Annotated in this window: 3 protein-coding genes; all 3 read left to right on the forward strand. The window is 40.4% G+C overall.

Annotated features, from left to right (window positions below; all coding sequences use genetic code 11):
* A partial coding sequence (locus F1E73_RS16180) for a SusC/RagA family TonB-linked outer membrane protein (RefSeq protein WP_150452543.1) occupies positions 1–2986 on the forward strand: 2986 nt, incomplete at its 5' end.
* A 21-nt stretch (positions 2987–3007) separates the two neighbouring features.
* A complete protein-coding gene (locus F1E73_RS16185) occupies positions 3008–4921 on the forward strand; it encodes a SusD/RagB family nutrient-binding outer membrane lipoprotein (protein WP_086476358.1) in 1914 nt (637 codons plus the stop codon).
* A gap of 394 nt (positions 4922–5315) precedes the next feature.
* Positions 5316–5519 (forward strand): carboxypeptidase-like regulatory domain-containing protein (locus F1E73_RS16190; RefSeq protein ID WP_150452544.1); only part of this gene is annotated, 204 nt, incomplete at its 3' end.

The following is a 5519-nucleotide window of genomic DNA, read 5'->3' on the forward strand; positions in this document are numbered from 1 at the left end:
GGAAAAAGGGACCTCTAATGGTACTTCAACAGATTTTGATGGTAATTATACCATTAATGTTTCCAGCACCGCTACTTTGGTCTTTTCGTCCTTGGGTTTTACGACCAAAGAAGTTGTCGTAAACGGAAAATCTTCCATTGACGTAAGCTTGGAAGAAGATGCCGAACAATTGGGGGAAGTGGTAGTTACTGCCCTAGGTATTAAAAGGGAAAGAAAGTCCCTTGGTTATGCCCTTCAGGAAATTAAAGGAGGGGAATTGGTTGAATCAAGAGAAACCAACCTTTCCAACGCGCTAACAGGTAAAGTGGCCGGTTTGCAAGTAGTAAGGGGAAGTAACGGACCTGCTAGTTCATCCAAAATTGTATTAAGGGGTAATAACTCCTTAACTGGTGACAACCAGCCTTTAATTGTGGTGGACGGAGTGCCAATGGATAACTTTACGGGTGGTAATTCCGATTTCTGGAATCCAGCAGCAGATATGGGTAATGGTCTAGGGGATCTTAACCCAGAGAACATCGAAAGCATGTCTGTGTTAAAAGGAGCGTCTGCAGCTGCTTTGTATGGATCTAGAGCTGGAAATGGTGTTATTTTAATTACTACCAAAACAGGTAAGGCACAGCAAGGATTAGGTGTAACCTATTCTGTAACTACTGGTTTTGAAAGTATTTTTATGAAGCCAGAATTGCAAAATGAGTTTGGACAGGGGTCAGATGGTATTTATGCCAATGATTCGGGTTCTAGCTGGGGGCCAAAAATAGAAGGTCAGCAGGTTGAAAAGTGGAATGGAGAACAAACTTCCTTAAGAGCTTATAACAACCTTGAAAACTATATTAAAACAGGGTTCAGTGTTAACCATAGTATTGCTTTTCAACAGCAGGTCAGTAACGGAACATCGCTTTATAGTTCCGCTACTTACTACAGTGATGACAGTAAGATTCCAGGGGCTACCTTGGACCGTTTGAATTTGCTTACCCGTGCAGTATCCAATTTTGGAAAGAATGATAGCTGGACGACCGACGTAAAAGTACAGTACTTGAAAATTTCTGCCGAGAACAGGCCTTTGAGTGGAGTTAACACCTCAAACGTTTTTAGTACAATGTATTTATTACCACGTTCCTTGGACGTAACGGATTTTAGAAATAGTACGGACGAATTTGGAAATATGATCTGGTTCCAGCCATCTGGAAATACGGTTAACCCATACTGGGCTTCCAAATTTAACAGGAATATGGACTCCAGGGATCGATTTATGTTAAGTGGTTCCATTAAAAATCAAATTACCGATTGGCTAACTGCCGAAATTAAGGCGGGTGCCGATTTGTATACCACAAATACAGAAACCAAGCTATTTGCAGGTAGTCCACTATCCAATACTGGCCGCTTTGGTCTTGGAAAGGAAACTTTCGTGGAAAGCAACTATAGTGCGTTGATTACTGCTACCAAAGACAATCTTTTTGGTAAGTTTGGAGGAGCGGTAACCTTAGGAGGTAACCTTATGGCTCAAGAAAATAGTAGCCTAAGAGGAAACTCTGGTGAGTTGGAAGTTCCTAACTTATTCTCCCTTAACAACGGTAAAAACAATCCTTCTATTTGGCAAGGATTCAGTGAGAAGAGAATCAACTCACTTTACGGAACCTTGCAGTTGAATTACGATGGATATTTCTTCGTAGATGTAACGGGACGAAACGACTGGTCTTCGGCGCTTAGTAAGGAAAATAGATCTTTCTTTTATCCTTCCATAAGTACTTCCATTGTAGTTACCGATTTGGTTAAAAATAATGGAGGGAGTATCCCAGATTGGTTTACATACCTAAAACTGAGAGGATCTCATGCTGAGGTAGGTAATGACTTAGGCCCATATCAGCTGTATAATTTCTATAGTATTGGGAAAGATCCTAATGGAAATACAACTGCTAGTAGCAACAGTACCTTATTTAACCCAGATGTTAAAAGTGAGTTGATTAAATCCAAGGAGGTAGGCCTAGAAGCTCGTTTCTTCCAGAATAGACTTAGCTTTGATTTTGCTTACTATAAAACAAATGCTACAAGACAGCTATTGAATTTGCCGCTAAACCCATTAAGTGGTTACAGTGCTGTGAAAGCTAATGCGGGTGATATTGAGAACAAAGGATTCGAATTAATGGTAAATGCCAGAATCTTGGATAATCCTAATGGTTTAAATTGGGATATGGGCGTAAATTACTCTAAAAACGAAAATACTGTGGTTAGCTTAACCGATGAGGTTACACAATACGCTCTGGGTGGATTTGACAACTTATCCATTTTGGCAGAATCTGGTGAACTTTACGGGCAGATTTCAGGAACCAAGTATCAAAGAGTAGAAGACCCAAACAGTCCTAATTTCAATAAGATAATTGTAGATGCGGATGGAATTCCGTTGGCTACCAGCGAAAAGTTTAACTTGGGGAACCAACAGCCAGATGCATTGCTTGGTTGGACAAACAACTTCCAGTATAAAAACTTGTCCTTGGCCTTCTTGGTGGATGCAAGAATTGGAGGGGAAATATTCTCCGGAACCAATTTGGCTATCAATAGAGCAGGTACAGGTGCAGCAACGGTAGTTAATGGCGAACGTGCAGATTTTGTTTTTGATGGAGTTGTAGAAGATGGAAACGGAGGATATGTAGCCAATACAACCCCAGTTTCTCCGCAGATTTATTGGCAAACCATCGCTTCTAGATCCGGTAACTTGGGGATATCTGAAGCAAATATTTATGATGCTACCAATATTCGTTTGCGAAGTGTGCAACTAGACTATAGATTGCCAAGTAAATGGTTACAAAGCATGTCTGTTCAAAGCGCGAAAATAGGTGTTTCTTGTAATAATGTGTGGATGATAGACAGTAACCTGAATGGAGTGGATCCAGAATCTGTATTCGCAACCAATTCCAACGCCGTTGGATTTGAAAACCTAACCTCTCCAACATCAAGGACGGTATTTCTTAACTTAGCGGTTAGTTTCTAAAAAAAAAATAATATGATAAAGATGAAAAATATACTATATAAAATAGGGATTCTTTCGGGGATGGTCGCTTCCCTGGTTGCCTGTTCCGATTTTGAAGAAATAAATCAGAACCCAACAGCAGCATCGGAAGAGCAAGTGCAAGTGGAGTACTTCATTAATAATTCCATTATAGGTACGCAGCAAGATCCACATATTGCGGAAAGGGTATTTGTCCTTTATTGGAAGGCTGCGGGTAGAATGGACAGAATAAATACGCTTCCCGTAGGAAGTTATAATGAAGGCTGGTCTTCGGATTACTTTCGGTATGTTTCTGACTGGTTAAAGCACACTTATACGGCTATTCAGGTAGCAGATGCGCAAATTGAGGCAGGAACGGTAAAGGAGTATACCAATAACTTAAAGCAGGTTGCCAGAATTTGGAGAGCTTATCTAATGAGTGAAATGGCAGATAATTTTGGGCCAATGCCAATTAACGGATACCAAGGGGTAAACCCTGACTTCAACAGCGTTGAGGAAGTGTACACCTATATGTTGGCTGAGTTGAAAGATGCAGCTGCTGAACTGGATACGGATATTGTAGTTCCAAACAATGTTAAAAATTTGGATCCTGCTTACCAGTATAACTTCAGCAAATGGCAAAAGTACGCTAACTCCTTAAGGATGCGCTTTGCTATGCGTTTATCCGAGGTTGATGCTTCCAAAGCCCAACAGGAATTTGAGGATGCAGCTGCTTCTGGTGCGTTTATCGCTTCCAACGATGATAACTTTAAGGTGGCCGAAGCTCCAGGTTGGAATGCTTTGACCGGAGTTATGTCTAGAGAGTGGAACAGTCAGTACCTATCTCCAACCCTGAATAATTTAATGATAGGTTTGGGTGGAGTTTCCTCCGAAGATCAACTGCCCGCTGAATTACATTCCCATATTAAGCCAGCTGACTATATGGGGCTAAAGTTTGAAGATCACTTCACCACATTAACCAACGATCCTTCAGCCGGATTCTGGTTTGATGGATTGCATGAAAATATAGATCCGAGAGCCTATAAAGCTTATATAATTCCAGGGTATTTTGATAACCCAGAAATGAATAGGTACCCTTCTTGGAATCAGGATTTCACAGGGGTAACCAAAAGGAGCTTGATGGACGATAATGAGAATGTCGTTAAAGAAGTAGAAGGGGCCTTTACATGGAATGCACCTTCCATCGGATCTTGGGGTGAAAAAGGTAGTAAGAACAAAGTTTATAGTTGGGGAGGAACAGTACCCCGCCTAGCCAATAAATTTAGAAATAGCACTTCGGAAAGAATATTTTTCGGAGCATGGGAAACGCATTTCTTAATTGCTGAAGCAGCAGTTAGGGGTTGGAATGTGCCTACCTCTGGACAAGCGGCTTACGAAGCTGGTATAGCTCAAAGTTTTGAATACTGGGGTGTGTCCGAGTATTTAGGGGAGTATATTACCTCTCAAGAATACAATAGGGCTGGTACTTCTGTAGCATGGAATCATACCGTGGAGCCTTCGGCAACAGAGACTAAGACCTTTGTAGACGGTTATACTGATACTCCGGGGGTTACTACTTTTAAGTATCCAGAAAACACTATATACCAAGGAGGTAGCGTTAAAAATGATCTTTTAACAAAGATTATAACACAGAAGTTTATTGCGCAAACCCCATGGTTGCCATTAGAAACCTGGAATGACCATAGAAGATTGGGCTTACCGTTCTTCGAAAATCCCGCTATAGAAAATGCGTTGCCAAACTTACCTTCATTGAACGAGGGTAATTATATGACCAATAGTGTTAATGTTTTCCCGCAGCGTTTGAAGTATCCTAGTAATATTGAGAACAACGTACCAGAAGGTTATCAGCAAGCTGTTGGTCACCTAGGTGGTCCGGATGATGTGTTTACACCACTTTGGTGGGCGAAACAAAACTAGTATTACTAGTTATAATATTAGTCCTAAAAGGCTGTCCATTTGGACAGCCTTTTTTTTTGCTTCAGAGTTTAACCAATGGTGGAATGTCCGGTGTTGTTAGGAAATAATTAGGCATTGTCCTAGTGCCAGTGATGAATAATAGGAACGCCCAGCACTAGTACTGGAAGATAGGGTTGTCCATAGTAGAAAGGTATATATCCTATAAGGAAAAACACTTTATTGAGGAAAGTGCAATAAAATAAACTGTTGAGTGAGTTAAATCTCACATATATGACGATTGTGTTCATTTTATTCAATTAAGAGCGTTAAAATTATGAATTATTAAAAATTTAAGATTAAATTAACATCCGGGTAGCACCGAGAACTCTAATTAAACGAACTAAATTTTACAAGGATGTTTAAAAAAAACCATTACTACTTAATGTTTTTTGCAATTTTCTTTATTCAGGGATTAGTTGCACAAGACGTAACGATTACAGGAACTGTAACCGATGATTTAGGAAGCCCTCTCCCCGGAGTAAATGTGGTGGAAAAAGGAACTACAAACGGTACTTCTACCGATTTTGATGGCAACTATGCCATAGATGTAGCCAATCTA

The sequence above is a fragment of the Arenibacter lacus genome, from assembly GCF_008711145.1.
Taxonomy (GTDB): Bacteria; Bacteroidota; Bacteroidia; order Flavobacteriales; family Flavobacteriaceae; genus Arenibacter; species Arenibacter amylolyticus.

Excerpts from the sequence above, each read along its gene's own strand:
- F1E73_RS16185 (WP_086476358.1), top strand. The coding sequence starts at position 3,008 with ATGAAAAATATACTATATAAAATAGGGATTCTTTCGGGGATGGTCGCT.